Genomic DNA, 13,789 nt, shown 5'->3' with positions numbered 1-13,789 from the left:
TAAAACAAAACGGCAAATGGGGCTTTATTGATAAAACAGGCAAAGTAGTTATCCCTGTTCAATATGATTATGCTTGGAGCTTTTCAGAGAGCTTGGCACAAGTAAAACAAAACGGCAAATGGGGCTTTATTGATAAAACAGGCAAAGTAGTTATCCCTGTTCAATATGATAATGCTTGGGTTTTTGAAAATGGTAAAGCCAAAGTGCAACTAAACGGCGAAGAATTTTATATAGACGAAACAGGCAAACGCCTAGACTTCTGATTTTGGCATTTTTACCCCAAACACGCTCCCCACGCCCACTTCGCTTTGAATGGTTAGGCTTGCCTGATGACGTGCTAGGGCGTGTTTGGCAATGGCAAGCCCAAGCCCACTACCGCCCGTCTTGCGACTTCTGCCCTTATCCACGCGATAGAATCGCTCGGTTAAGTGCCCCAAATGCTCAGCATCAATCCCTTCGCCATTATCCTGCACAAAAAATTCAATCTCATCACCAACAGATAGATGAACATGGACATCGGTGCCGTTGTCGGTGTGGCGAATGGCGTTGAACACAAGGTTGCTAAACACGCTATATAGCTCTTTATACACCCCTGACACCCATACATCAGGCGCGATGTCGCTGGTGATGTGGTGGCTGCTGCTGAGCGCTTTGGCGTCTTGGCAGATGCCTTCGATCAGCTCGGATAGGTTGATGGGTTCGGCGTGTTCTAGGCTTTTTTGGTCATTTTCTAGGCGGGATAAAGTCAGCAAACCTTCGATCAAATCAAGCATTCTTGAGCTTTCTTTTTGCATGAGCCCAATAAACTCACGCTGCAATGGCTTGTCAAGGTCGTTATCCGCCAAAGTCTCAAGAAAGCCTTGAATGACGGTCAATGGCGTTCTAAGCTCGTGCGAGACGTTAGCGATGAAGGTGTTTTTTGAGATATTAAGCTGCTCGCTGGCGCTGATATCATGCGCGATGAGCATGTTGGCGTTCGCCTCGATGGGAATCAAATTCATCAGTAGGGTTTTTTGATTCAAAGTCAGTTTGTCGTCCACACTCCCCCCTTGTGCGATCGCTTTGTCCAAAAATAACGAAAATTCTTCATGATCAATCTGTTCTTTTAATGAAAGCTTGGATGACTTTAGCCCCAGATATTCATCAGCGCGGGCGTTTTTCCATTCGATGCCGCCTTTTTCGTTGACGATGAGTACGGCACTTGGAATGGCTGCCATCATACGATTTAGACGATGAATGGCATCTGTTAGGCGTTGTTTGCGCTTGGTTCGGCTGCGCTCTTCGATGGATAATTTATCAAAAACGCCCTGCCAGACACCGCCCTGCCCGCTTCCCGACCCGATCGCCTCTGGCATCGCTTGACGTCTGTCGTCGAGCCATTTGGTCAATCGATGCAGATGAATGCTGTGGTACACCCCCCAAGCCACCAGCACTATGATCGCAAAGATAAACCCCGCATAATCACCAACCACATAAAAGCCAAACACACCGCACAACAGCGCAAATACCAATACCGCCAATATCTGCACCATCAGGCCTGACCTTTATCATTAAAGCTATAACCCACGCCACGCACGGTCTGAATGTAGTGCGCCACGCCCACCTCTTCAAGCTCGCGTCTTAACCTGCGAATGTGCACATCCACCGTCCGCTCTTCGATGAACACATGATCACCCCACACCAAATCTAACAGCTCACCACGGCTATAGATGCGATCTGTGTGCGTCATAAAGAAATGCAAAAGCTTAAATTCTGTCGGACCAAAATGAATCACCTTACCATCGACTTTCACTTGATGCTCCTGCGGGCTTAGGGTAAGCCTGCCAACCTGTACGATGTTGTCTGTCTTCTGCGGGGCGCGGCGACGCAGCAGCGCCTTGATGCGCGCCACCAACTCACGCGGGCTAAATGGCTTGGTGACATAGTCATCTGCGCCCAAATTGAGCCCAAGCTCCTTATCAGCCTCTTCGCCGCGCGCAGTCAGCATGATGATGGGCAGATCCTTGGTGCGCTCGTTCATGCGTAGCTCTTTGGCGAAGTCCACGCCAGACATCTTCGGCAGCATCCAATCGAGCAGAACCACATCAGGAAGCCGATCATCGATGACTGCCTTAGCATCTTCGGCACTTTCAACCAAATTCACATCAAATCCCGCCTGCTGCAAACCAAATTCAATCAGTCTTTGGATAGACAGTTCATCTTCTACGACAAGTATGCTTGGCATGACATATCCTTTTTCTTGATATCAATGCTAAAAAATTCTGGAAAAAATGGCACATTCAATAGCTCAAATGTACCATTAATTTCTCAAAATGTGAAACAAAAAATTTGAGCGTATTAGCCGAATTTACCCGTGATGTAATCGTGGGTCGCCTGCACTTTTGGCTGAGTGAACATCATGTTTGTCTCGCCGATCTCAATCAGCTCACCCAGATACATGTAAGCAGTCTGGTCAGACACACGAGCCGCCTGCTGCATGTTATGGGTAACGATGGCGATGGTGTAGTCATGCTTTAGCTCACTAATCAGCTCTTCGATGAATCCTGTAGAGATCGGATCTAGTGCAGATGTCGGCTCATCAAGCAGCAGCACCTCAGGGCGACAGGCTGCTGCACGCGCGATACATAGGCGCTGCTGCTGACCACCTGACAGAGAGTTGCCAGACTGCTTTAGCTTGTCCTTGACTTCTGTCCATAGCGCGGCTTTTTTTAGCGCCCATTCGACACGCTCATCCATGTCGGCTTTGCTTAGCTTTTCGTATAATTTCACCCCAAAGGCGATATTGTCATAGATTGACATCGGGAATGGCGTGGGCTTTTGGAACACCATGCCTACCTTGGCGCGCAGCAGGTTCACATCCGCATCAGCACCCAGAATGTCTTTACCATCGAGCAAAATCTTACCTGTGGTATGGCTTTCGTTGTACAGGTCGTACATACGGTTAAAGCTACGAAGCAGTGTTGATTTACCACAACCTGACGGACCGATAAACGCCGTTACTTGATGCGCAGGGATATCTAAGTTGATGTTCTTTAGCGCGTGGAATTTGCCATAGTAGAAGTTAAAATCCTTGACGCTGATCTTTGAGGTTTGGGCTGATGGTGCAATGATGTCAGAAGTTGGTAGGTTCATGGTTATTCTCAAAATTCAGTATAATAGTTTAATGATTAGTGTGACTTAGACTGCATAACACGCGCAATGATGTTCGTCGTCAATACAGACAATGCGATCAGTAGTGCCGCTGTCCATGCCAGCGCATGCCAGTCTGCATAAGGACTCATGGCGAATTGGTAGATCACGTTCGGCAAGTTCGCCATCGGTGATGACATGTCAGTGCTGAAGAATTGGTTATTCAATGCTGTGAACAGCAGCGGCGCAGTCTCACCTGAGATACGCGCAAGGCTAAGCAGCACGCCCGTCATCACGCCTGCTTTGGCGGCTTTTAGGGTAACCATGCTGACCAGCTTGTATTTTGGCGTGCCCAGTGCAAAGGCAGCTTCACGAAGCGCATTCGGGACAAGGCGAAGCATGTTCTCTGTGGTACGCACCACAACAGGAATCACCAGCAGCGACAGCGCCAAAGAACCGGCCAAACCTGAGAACTGACCTTGTGGCACGACGATCAGACCATAGATAAATAGACCGATCACGATGGATGGCGCAGACAGTAGCACGTCATTCATAAAGCGCGTGGCAGCGGCCAGCTTGCTATTACGTCCAAATTCTGCCAAATAAATACCACACAAAATGCCAATCGGCGTACCGATAAGCAGACCACTGGCGGTAATCATAAGACTACCGATGATGGCGTTACGCAGACCGCCCTGCATGCCTGGCGGCGGTGTATCTAGGCTAAATACGTGCGCACCAAGCCCTGTGATGCCTTCATAAAACAGCGTATAAAAAATCCAACCAAGCCAGAACAAGCCAAACGCCATCGCCACATAAGCGAACAATAGCGAGCCTTTATTGATTAGGCGGCGGCGTGTGTAGATGGCGTTATCCGATGTCTTATTCACCGCAGGAAATAATGGCGTATCTAGACGTGGCACGTTGACTTTTGGCTTATTAGCGACTTCGATTTGCATGGGTTTTTCCTTTTATTTACAATTTGGCGGTTTGATTGGCTTATCAACCTTCGTTCTTGGTCATTCTCATGAGCATAAGCTTTGAGATGCACAGCACGATGAATGTAATGATGAACAGAATCAAGCCTAAGAACAGCAGCGATGATACATGCATTGGATCGATCGCTTCGGCGAATTCGTTGGCAAGTGCCGAGGTGATCGATACGCCAGAGCCGAACAGATCGAGGCTTAGGTTGAAGGTGTTACCGATGATGAATGTCACCGCCATCGTCTCACCCAGTGCACGTCCAAGACCTAGAATGATGCCGCCGACAACACCTGACTTGGTATAAGGCAGCACCACACTGCGGATCACTTCCCAGCGCGTCGCACCCAGTCCATAAGCAGACTCTTTTAGCATGGGCGGTGTCACTTCAAAGACATCTCGCATGACAGATGCGATGAATGGAATAATCATGATCGCCAAAATCAAACCTGCCGCCAAGATGCCAATACCCATCGGCACACCCGAGAAGAACTTATCAAGCACAGGAATCTGACCGATTGTCTTGGCAAGTGCAGGCTGTACATAGTCTGCAAAGATCGGTGCGAACACGAACAGACCCCACATACCATAGATGATCGACGGAATGCCTGCCAGTAGCTCAATACAGATGCCTAGAGGTTTTTTTAGGAATTTTGGACAAAGCTCGGTCAAGAAAATGGCGATGCCAAAGCTAACAGGAGTGGCGATACCCAGCGCGATGATGGAGGTTAAGATCGTGCCATAAATCGGTGCCAACGCGCCATATTCACCAGCGACCACATCCCAATTGCTCGACGTTAAGAAATCAAAGCCAAACTTTTGGATGCTGGGCCAAGCACCATAGATGAGCGATACCAAGATACCACCCAAAATAAGCAGAACCAATGTGGCAAACAGTCGAGTCGTGCCGACAAATACCTTATCGTACATCTGCTCGCGTTTTAATTTTTTGGCAAGGACATTATCCATGAAAAGCGTCTCCAATCACGCTTAGGTACATCACATTATTCAATGAAAAATCATAAATAAAAGAAAAAACCACCATGGCGATGGTTTTTTCTTGCTTAGGCTTAGTTGCCTACGTATAGTGGTTTACCATCTTGACCAACCACTTGTTCCCACTCTTTACGAACTAGGTCTTTTACGTTCGCTGGTAGTGGCACATAGTCAAGACCTTTTGCCATGTCGTCACCTTCTTTGAATGCCCAGTCAAAGAAGGTCAGAGCAGCCTTGGTGTTGTCTAGGTTGGCTGGGTTCTTGTGAACTAGGATGAAAGTTGCTGACGCTAGTGGCCATGCGTTGTCGCTTGGTTGGTTGGTTAGCACCAGGTTAAAGCCCTTGGTGCTTGACCAATCAACATCTGCCGCTGCCGCGAACGTCTCTTGTGATGGCTGTACGAATTGACCCGCTGCGTTTTGAAGCTGGGTGTGTGCCATGTTGTTTTGTTTTGCGTATGCATATTCAACATAGCCGATCGAATTCTTCACACGGCCTACATAAGTTGCCACGCCTTCGTTACCTTTACCTGCTGTACCAGTTTGAGCGGTTGGCCACTTAACTGTCTTGTCTGCACCTACAGTGTCTTTCCATTTGGCAGATACTTGGCTTAGGTAGTTGGTGAAGATGAAGCTTGTGCCTGAACCGTCAGAGCGGAATACAGTGACGATATTCTCATCAGGCAGGGTTAGATCTGGGTTTAGCTCAGCGATTTTTGGGTCGTTCCATTTAGTGATGTCGCCTAGGTAGATTTGAGCCAGAACGTCGCCAGTTAGCTTTAACGCACCTGCTTCAACGCCTTCGATGTTCACGATTGGCACAACGCCACCGATCACGGTTGGGAACTGCACCAAGCCTTCTTTATCAAGTTCTTCTGCGCTCATTGGCGAGTCAGTCGCACCAAAATCAACCGTCTTAGCCACGATTTGCTTCACGCCGCCAGATGAACCGATTGATTGATAGTTAACTTGACCGCCTGCTTTTTCTAGGAAGCCTTGCGCCCATTGTACATAGATAGGTTGTGGGAATGATGCGCCTGCACCTGTTACGTTCATTGTAACTTTGTCAGTTGCGGCTGCAGGAGCGGCAGCGTTTTCTTGTGGTGCTGCAGCTGCTGGTGCTTGTTCTGCGCCTTCTTTGGCTGGCGCTGCTTTGTCTTGGCAGCCTGCTAGGGTCATCGCGCCTAGTGATAGGCATAGTGCTGAGATGATGAACTTATTTGCTTTCATGTTCTTACCTTGTGAAAAGTTGTCCCGTCATGGGTGTTAAGGAGATACCACTAACTTACTGGCGCTAAGTTTAACAACCAAAAATGACAGTTATATGACAAGTAATTTATTTTTTGGTTTTTGTATGACAATGTTGTTTTTTGGTAAACTCACTTCAGACACCCGCAAAATTCTCTATATTTTTTAATTAAGCCAATTCATCTTACTTTTGCCATCAAAATAAAACCCTGTGATTGTTTTCATCGATGATTTTCCCCAAATTGCTAAATTTTTAGTATAATAATCGGTTTAATTTTATTCATTCATAAGAGCCGTCATGACTATCCAATCCCTACTTCACACCCACCTACAAACCGCCATGATAAACGCAGGGGCAGACAAAGACACCGACCCTGTTATCAAGCAATCAGGCAAGCCCCAATTTGGCGACTACCAAGCCAATGGTGTGATGAGCGTTGCCAAAAAACTTGGCACCAACCCACGAGAATTTGCCCAAAAAGTACTTGATGAGTTGACAAAAAGCCAAGCCTTGGGCGGCATTGCCGAAAAATTAGAAATCGCAGGGCCGGGCTTTATCAATATCTTTCTTGACAAGGAGTTTCTTGCCAAATCCGCCCACACCGCTCGCACGTCCGACCGCTTGGGCATTACGTCCGACCACACCGAGACCGTTGTCATTGACTACTCATCGCCAAACGTCGCCAAAGAGATGCACGTTGGGCATTTGCGTTCTACCATTATTGGCGACAGCTCGGTGCGTGTGCTTGAATTTTTGGGCGACACCGTCATTCGTGCCAACCATGTGGGCGACTGGGGTACGCAGTTTGGTATGCTCATCGCCTATCTTGAAAAAATGCAAAACGAAAATGCGTCCGATATGGAGCTGTCCGACCTAGAAGCCTTTTATCGTGATGCCAAAGCGAATTATGACAGCGATACCGACTTTGCCGAAAAAGCTCGTGGCTATGTGGTCAAGCTCCAAAGTGGCGATGAGTATTGCCTTGCCATGTGGCAAAAACTCGTTGCCATTACCATGAGCCAAAACCAAGCCAGTTACGAACGCCTAAACGTAACCCTAACCGATAAAGACATCATGGGCGAGAGCCTATATAACCCCATGCTCCCTGACATCGTCAAAACCCTAAAAGATAAAGGCGTGGCGGTAGAAGATGACGGAGCGACCGTGGTATATCTGCCCGAATTTAAAAACAAAGAAGGCGAGCCACTTGGTATCATCATTCAGAAAAAAGATGGCGGATTTTTGTACACCACCACCGACATCGCCGCCGCAAGCTATCGTTATCACACCTTGCACGCTGACCGTGCCATTGTCTATTCTGACACACGCCAAGCCCAACACATGGCACAGGCGTGGGCGATTGCACGGCTTGGCGGATTTGTGCCTGATAACTTTAAATTAGAACATCACAATTTTGGCATGATGCTTGGTAAAGACGGCAAACCGTTCAAGACTCGTACAGGCGGTACGGTCAAACTTGCCGACCTGCTTGATGAAGCGGTTGCCCGTGCCACCGTCTTGATAGACAGCAAAAACCCAGACGTAACTGCCGATGAGCGGACGGCACTCATTGATGCGGTTGCCATTGGGGCGGTCAAATATGCCGACCTATCCAAGCACCGCACGACCGATTATGTGTTTGACTGGGACAGTATGTTAAACTTTGAAGGCAACACCGCCCCTTATATGCAGTACGCTTACACTCGTGTGCGTTCTATTTTTGCCAAAGCAGGGGTAAATCCTGACACGCTGACAGGCGAGATTGTCATCGCGGACGACAAAGAGCGAGCATTGGCGGTCAAATTGCTACAATTTGAAGAAGCCCTACGCCAAGTCGCCAAAGACGGTACGCCCCATGTGTTGTGTGGCTATCTGTATGAATTAGCTGGCATTTTTTCATCGTTTTATGAAGCCTGCCCGATACTATCGGCAGATGACGACACCAAAAACAGCCGTCTGCAACTGGCAGACTTGACCGCTAAGACTTTAAAAACAGGCTTGGATTTATTGGGCATTAAGACGGTTGAGAAGATGTAATTAACAATTCAAGATTGCCATTAGGTTGTCCTAATGGCAATCTTGAATTGGAAGCACTTATGTTTGACAAATTTGGCAATATAAGCACCGACAATTTGGACATTACCACCCTGCCCCATTGGTCATTTGGCGACAGCCCCCAAATGGCAGACGAACTTGTAGGGCTTGTCCTAGACGGCAAAAAGCGAGCCACTTGCACCGCCCTACATTGGCATTTGGACGAGCCAGCTTACCCCGTTGGAAGCTTGCAAGTCATCACAGACGGACAAAACCTCCCACGCTGTATCATCCAAAATAACGCCCAATTCATCATTCGCTTTTGTGATGTGAATGAAAAATTGGCACGTCAAGAAGGCGAAGGCGATTTGTCGCTTGAATTTTGGCGGACGGCTCATCAAGAATTTTTTGAGCGGTTTGGGGTATTTGATGATAAAATGTGGTTATTGTTTGAGACCTTTGATGTCATAAAAATACTGGACACCCCATGAAAAACCAAGCCGACAAAGAGACCCTAAATAAAGTCCGTGCCGACAAATGGCTGTGGGCGGCACGATTTTTTCGCACTCGCACCCTTGCCAAAGAAGCGATAGAAGGCGGGAAAGTCCACATGAACGGTCAAAAAATCAAAACGAGCAAAGAGCTACAAGTGGGCGACACACTAACCATTCGCCAAGGTCATGCCAGCGTCCAAGAACAAAAAACCATCATTATCAAAGCCTTATCTGACAATCGGGGCAGTGCCACCATCGCCCAAACGCTATACGATGAGACGGATGAGAGCATTGCCACCCGAGAGTTTTTTGCCGAGCAACGTAAACTGCAAAACCTTGCCCGACCCTCCACCAAACCCGACAAAAAACAGCGTCGGGACATTGAGAAATTTAAAAATAATTGGTAATTTAAATATATTTAGCACGCCAAAAACAAAAAAACACCGTACATAATGAACCGCACCCCAAAAGTTAGACAACCTTTGGGGTGTTTTTATGACCAAATACACAATGGACTTTAAACTTGAAGTCATTCAGCATTATTTAACAGAGCATAGTTACCAAAGCACAGCCAACTCGTTTGGTATTAAACGCTCTATTGTCCAAAACTGGGTGAGACTCTACCAAACTCATGGTATTGATGGTATTCGTATCAGAAAGAGCAAAGCTAGTTATTCACCAGAATTCAAACACGCTGCAGTATTACAATTACTTGCTGGTAAATCCATACGCACTTTGGCGATTGAATTAAATATCAGTAACCCAAGTGTACTCTTTCAATGGTTAAAAGCTTATCAAACTCATGGTATCATGGGACTGACTCCCAAACCTAAAGGTAGAAAATCCATGACCACATCAACCAATAAATCAGATAAAGCAGCTAAAAAAGCCAAGGCAAATCAAACATCAACCAATGAACACGCTGAGTTACTCAGACGCATTCAATATCTAGAAGCCGAGAATGCTTACCTAAAAAAGCTCGATGCCTTAATTCGTCAAAAGAATCAATCAAAGTCAAAGACAAAGTCTTAATTGTTGGTGAATTAAGGCAACAAGGATATTTGCTGAGTGATTTACTCAAAGCAGCCAAGCTTGCCAGATCCGTGTTCTATTATCATCTAAAACAGCTTGCCAAGGCTGACAAGCATCAAGCAATAAAACATGAAATTCAAAATATCTACCACACCCACAAAGGCAGATATGGCTATCGGCGTATGACTCTCGCACTAAAGCAGTTAGGCTTTATCATCAATCATAAAAAAGTACAACGACTAATGAATGAGCTTGGGCTTAAAGCAGTAATTCGTCGTAAGCGAAGCAAATACAGCACCTATCGTGGACAAGTAGGCAAAATCGCTACCAATGTCTTAAACCGTAATTTTAAAACAGATAAGCCCAATCATAAATGGGCAACAGATGTCACTGAGTTTAAAGTGGTGGATAAGCAAGGCAATACAAACAAGCTTTACTTATCGCCCATCATAGATTTATATAATGGTGAGATTATCAGTCATCAGATGCATAGCAGTCCAAATTATGGCTTGGTTGCTAAGATGCTTGATAAAGCACTAAAGCGACTGCAAGCAGATGGCAATAGCGACAGTAACCAACAACTCATTTTACATTCTGACCAAGGCTGGCATTATCAAATGAAGTGCTACCAACAAAGCTTAAAAGACAATGGTATTATCCAAAGTATGTCAAGAAAAGCAAATTGTTTGGATAATGCCGTGATAGAGAGTTTCTTTGGGACATTAAAAGAAGAAATCTTCTTTCATGGCAAAAACAGTAGAAGATTTACATCAACCGATGAGCTTAGACAAGTGATTGATGAGTATATTCATTACTACAATCATGATAGAATAAAAGTAAAATTAAAAGGACTGAGTCCTGTACAATACAGAACTCAGTCCTTGATTAAACCTTAACCGTTAATCTTAAACTGGTGTCTAAGAATTGGGGGTCGGTTCAAATTTTGGGCGTTTTTTATTATTTGATTGATGGTGGCGATTCTTTGGATGATTAGGCTTTGTCGATTTGGGTGGGAATTTACGTGTCTTTGGTGATTTAGTTGGGTTATTTTTGCCCACCCCAAGCTTGATAAGCTCATCATCGGATAGCTGAATACGTAGATGTTCACCCACACCGAGTTGGTGCGCCTTATCGCCCAATGACCATTGACCAACCTGATAGCGTATCAACCGCAAACACGGCAAGCCAACGTGCGCAACCATGCGGCGAACCTGACGATTTTTACCCTCAAAAATCGTCATAGACAGCCATGATGTTGGGATGGATTTGCGCTCACGGATGGGTGGATTACGCTGCCACAGCTCGATCGGCAGCTCATCTTCAGACAGATGCCTGACTACGGCAGGCAAGGTTTTACCATCTTTTAATGGCACCCCTGATGATAATTGATGCAGCTGCTCAGCGGTGGGTACATTCTCCACCTGCACAAGATAAGTTTTGCCCTGCTCTTTGGTGTTGCCTTTATTTGATGGCGTGGTGATGGCATGATTGAGCGCGCCATCATCAGTCAATATCAACAGCCCTTCGCTGTCTTTATCAAGCCTGCCCGCCACACGCAGCGTCTTATCCACAAAGAAATCCGCCAATGTCGCCATGTCGTCATTATCTTTACGAAATTGACTGTGAACACCATATGGCTTATTAAATAAAATCACATTTGCCATGTCGTTATTTTAGCTTATCCAATAAAAAACCAGATGATATGGTAACATCATCTGGTTTTGAATACTAACTTTGATTATTCAAAGATAGAATTTATTATTTGCTCTCGGTAGCTGATGGTGCTTCAACAGGTTGTGCTACTTCAGCTTGATTAGCTTCTACTTGAGTAGCTTCACTGGTTGGTGCATTACCAACTGCGGCAACTTGTTCGCCAGCTTGAGATAGAGTGAACTCAATACGACGGTTTTGGAAGCGACCTTGTTCAGTTGCGTTAGATGCTACTGGGTGGTCATAGCTTGCACCTTGAACACTTAGACGCTCAGCAGGTACACCTTTTGATACTAGGTAATCACGAACTGCGGTAGCACGCTTCTCAGACAGCTGTTGGTTGTATTCGTGAGACGCTTGGTTGTCGGTGTGACCGATGATTTTTAGTGTTGCTTCTGGTAGTGCGCTTAGCTTCGCTGCTGCTAGGTCAAGAATTTCTTGGTTCTCAGCTGGGATTTCGCTTGAGTCAGTTGCGAAGTTGATGATTTGTAGGTTTAGAGCACGTACTAGATCATCAGCAGATGCATTGTCGCCAAGACCTGAGATGGCTTGCTTAGCAGAATTGATGCTACCTGCAACAGCAGCGGCTACGTCAAGCTGTGGCTCTGCTTCTACAGTGAAGTCTGCTGGTAGGATGCCTTTAGCACCTTCGATTAGCTTAGCCACATCAGCTTCGTTACCTGCATTGAAGCGAACAGCTTTATCTGCGATGCTCACACTAGAGCTAGGTACGCCTTTCATTAGACCTAGGATTGCAGGTAGGTGGTCTGCCGCTGGCATGGTGTCAGAGTAGCCAGTCGCTGTCTCTAGTGAACACTTATCAGTGCCGAATACGCCTGCGATTGCAGTGCGGATAGAACCAAGCACGCCTTCAGAACCTGCTTGACCGCGGCAAGAATAAACCGCATTACCAGTCTCATCTACAGCGATGTTTAGAGTAGCAGGGGTTGCGTCAGCAGCGGTCATTGATGCTGGTGCTGTTTCGTCAGCATTTTGGGCAGGTGCTGCAACAGGCGCTGGCTTGTCTTGGCAGCCACGTAGTAATAGCCATGCAAGACCACCTAGGATGATCAGACCGATGATTGGCAAGATGCTCTTTAAGAAACCACCTTTCTTCTCTTCTTCGCGAACCACGTGAGTGTTTGCTGCAGCTGGCTCAACGCGTGCATGAGCAGCAGGCGCAGATTCTGTCTTAACAGCAGTAGCGGCGGCGGGCTTAGTGGCTGCAGTTGCAGCAGCTGCACCGCCTAGAAGACCAGCTGGGAGTAGCGCATATGCCCATGAAGGCAGTAGCGAGCTGAATGTTGATAGGTTATCTTTTAGGAATACAGGCAAAGAAGTTGAACCAGACAATTCTTTTAGCTTGCTAAGTACTAAAGGCGCTGACACAGCAGTTAGTGCGCTGGTAGTCGCAGTAGATAGGTTGAATTCTTTGGCAAGCTGATCATTTAGCTGAGCGGTTTGATTGATGGTATTGTTATCATTGAACACAGCATCAAGAATGCTGCGACCATTATCCAAATCCAGTGGATTCAATGCAGACAGACGAGAAAAAGCATTACCGTCGGTTAGGCGTGAAGCAAAGATGGCATAAAACGCTGAAAGCAATTTAGCCTTAACAGTGTTGTCGCCTTCGTGGGTCGCTGTCGCAGCCAAAACGTGCGGGGTAACCAGCTCAGATAAAGTATTGATAAGGTTCATAAGAAAACTCCTTTGTTTGTGTGTTTGTTTTTAATAAAATCCTAAGCCTGATCACGCTTAGAACTTGATTGTGTGTTATTGTGAACCATTTTTGAGAAATAAAAAAGACCTTAACACAATAGTTAAACAAAACACCCGCCACAAAAACCATCTGGTGGCATGTTTTTACAAAACCACCGTACAACTCACCCATTGGTTACTTAAATGCTGACATAATCCGCTGTTTTATTAAGCTCTGCGGTTGCCAAACCCATTTAAACTGATATACTAACACGCACCAAATCACAAGTTACAGGCTGTCATTTGAAGTCTAATTTGGGTATTTTAGATCGTCAGAACTTTATCGCGCCAACTTTTGTTGCAACATAACAAACCTTGCTATTTTTTGACATTGTTATCAATTCTGCAGATAGATTTACCGCCAGTATTTTGGGTGATTTGGATAAGTTTTAATCTTTTTA

General features: G+C 46.2%; 13 protein-coding genes. 5 read left to right on the top strand and 8 right to left on the bottom strand.

All coding sequences use genetic code 11. The annotated features are described in order from the left end of the window. On the top strand, window positions 1-263 hold a 263-nt coding region (locus GY683_RS03315; RefSeq protein ID WP_297287396.1), incomplete at its 5' end, for a WG repeat-containing protein. Here GY683_RS03315 and phoR read toward each other — a convergent pair. The 6 genes from phoR to pstS all read right to left on the bottom strand — a co-directional run bounded on the left by phoR (window position 252) and on the right by pstS (window position 6,338). Further along, a complete protein-coding gene (gene phoR, locus GY683_RS03310) occupies window positions 252-1,532 on the bottom strand; it encodes a phosphate regulon sensor histidine kinase PhoR (RefSeq protein ID WP_297287395.1) in 1,281 nt (426 codons plus the stop codon). The two genes, GY683_RS03315 and phoR, sit on opposite strands and share 12 nt — an antisense overlap. Continuing rightward, window positions 1,532-2,224: a phosphate regulon transcriptional regulator PhoB gene (gene phoB / locus GY683_RS03305; protein WP_297287394.1), complete on the bottom strand. Its 693-nt coding sequence runs from the start codon at window positions 2,222-2,224 to the stop codon at window positions 1,532-1,534. Before phoB ends, phoR begins: the two co-directional genes overlap by 1 nt. 113 nt (window positions 2,225-2,337) lie before the next feature. Beyond that, window positions 2,338-3,132 carry a phosphate ABC transporter ATP-binding protein PstB gene (gene pstB / locus GY683_RS03300; protein WP_297287393.1) on the bottom strand — a complete coding sequence of 265 codons (795 nt, stop codon included), beginning with the start codon at window positions 3,130-3,132 and terminating at the stop codon, window positions 2,338-2,340. Between the two features lie 35 nt (window positions 3,133-3,167). Then, a complete protein-coding gene (gene pstA / locus GY683_RS03295; RefSeq protein WP_297287392.1) occupies window positions 3,168-4,088 on the bottom strand; it encodes a phosphate ABC transporter permease PstA in 921 nt (306 codons plus the stop codon). A gap of 43 nt (window positions 4,089-4,131) precedes the next feature. Continuing rightward, on the bottom strand, window positions 4,132-5,082 hold the full coding sequence (pstC, locus tag GY683_RS03290; RefSeq protein ID WP_297287391.1) for a phosphate ABC transporter permease subunit PstC: 951 nt from the start codon (window positions 5,080-5,082) through the stop codon (window positions 4,132-4,134). Window positions 5,083-5,183: 101 nt separating this feature from the next. Further along, the gene (pstS, locus tag GY683_RS03285; protein ID WP_297287390.1) at window positions 5,184-6,338 is read right to left on the bottom strand and encodes a phosphate ABC transporter substrate-binding protein PstS; all 1,155 of its coding nucleotides are present in this window, start codon (window positions 6,336-6,338) and stop codon (window positions 5,184-5,186) included. Between the two features lie 316 nt (window positions 6,339-6,654). Here pstS and argS point away from each other — a divergent pair, with 316 nt between their 5' ends. From argS to GY683_RS03265, 4 genes are all read left to right on the top strand, one after another. Next, entirely contained in the window at window positions 6,655-8,394 is a 1,740-nt protein-coding gene (argS, locus tag GY683_RS03280; RefSeq protein WP_297287389.1) for an arginine--tRNA ligase, read from the top strand. Between the two features lie 59 nt (window positions 8,395-8,453). Beyond that, window positions 8,454-8,882: an ASCH domain-containing protein gene (locus tag GY683_RS03275; RefSeq protein WP_297287388.1), complete on the top strand. Its 429-nt coding sequence runs from the start codon at window positions 8,454-8,456 to the stop codon at window positions 8,880-8,882. Further along, entirely contained in the window at window positions 8,879-9,292 is a 414-nt protein-coding gene (locus GY683_RS03270; protein WP_297287387.1) for a S4 domain-containing protein, read from the top strand. The genes GY683_RS03275 and GY683_RS03270 overlap by 4 nt, the downstream gene beginning before the upstream one ends. 88 nt (window positions 9,293-9,380) lie before the next feature. Then, window positions 9,381-10,813, top strand: a protein-coding gene (locus GY683_RS03265) for an IS3 family transposase (protein WP_297287386.1) whose coding sequence is annotated in 2 segments (ribosomal slippage) — window positions 9,381-9,876 and window positions 9,876-10,813 — 1,434 coding nt in all. Because the reading frame shifts where the segments join, the coding sequence is not laid out codon by codon here. A gap of 21 nt (window positions 10,814-10,834) precedes the next feature. On the opposite strand, the gene GY683_RS03260 is transcribed toward GY683_RS03265, so the two are convergent. Together GY683_RS03260 and GY683_RS03255 are read right to left on the bottom strand one after the other, a co-directional pair. Continuing rightward, the gene (locus GY683_RS03260; protein ID WP_297287385.1) at window positions 10,835-11,581 is read right to left on the bottom strand and encodes a pseudouridine synthase; all 747 of its coding nucleotides are present in this window, start codon (window positions 11,579-11,581) and stop codon (window positions 10,835-10,837) included. A 94-nt stretch (window positions 11,582-11,675) separates the two neighbouring features. After that, window positions 11,676-13,328 carry an OmpA family protein gene (locus GY683_RS03255; protein WP_297287384.1) on the bottom strand — a complete coding sequence of 551 codons (1,653 nt, stop codon included), beginning with the start codon at window positions 13,326-13,328 and terminating at the stop codon, window positions 11,676-11,678. Window positions 13,329-13,789 lie beyond the last annotated feature (461 nt).

Source organism: Moraxella sp. (assembly GCF_024227015.1).
In the GTDB taxonomy this organism is placed as follows: Bacteria; Pseudomonadota; Gammaproteobacteria; order Pseudomonadales; family Moraxellaceae; genus Moraxella.
This window is presented reverse-complemented; position numbering and strand designations above follow the sequence as displayed.